Origin of the sequence: Salifodinibacter halophilus, from assembly GCA_012999515.1 — a bacterium.
GTDB lineage: Bacteria > Pseudomonadota > Gammaproteobacteria > Nevskiales > Salinisphaeraceae > Salifodinibacter > Salifodinibacter halophilus.
On the sequence record JABEEB010000023.1, the window covers coordinates 1 to 439 of the forward strand.

Below are 439 nucleotides of genomic sequence, written 5' to 3' on the forward strand. Positions count from 1 at the left end.
CGCGCAGCGGCGCAGGTGTTCGCGGTCGAGGGTGGGGAAACGCGTCGGATCGAGCTGTTCGGCGATGGCGTTGGAGATAACGATGTCCTCGTCGTCGTGGTCGCCGTCTTCGGGCGCCAGTTCGGACGGCAGGATCGAAGCGATCGCCGCGGTCGCCGGATCGGCCGCGCAATCGCGCAGCCATTGCTGGTAAGGGCGCTTGGCCGCGGACATGCCGGGTTGCTGCAGCGTGCAGTCGATCCAGTCGGCCAGGCGATAGCCGCGCGGGTCGGCGAGATTGAAGCTGCGCCCGTTGCAATCCTCGCGCAGCGACAGCTCGACGATCGCCGCGGCCATGCGGTCCACCGCCAGCGAGTTCATGCGCAGGTCGATGTCGGGCGCGCTGCCCAGGCGATAGCAGGCCTGCACGAACAGGCTCCAGGCGTCGCTGGCGTTGCAG

General features: G+C 68.8%; 1 protein-coding gene. It reads right to left on the reverse strand.

Annotated elements, in window-relative coordinates; all coding sequences use genetic code 11:
- Positions 1–439 (reverse strand): hypothetical protein (locus tag HKX41_10490; GenBank protein ID NNC24561.1); only part of this gene is annotated, 439 nt, incomplete at both ends.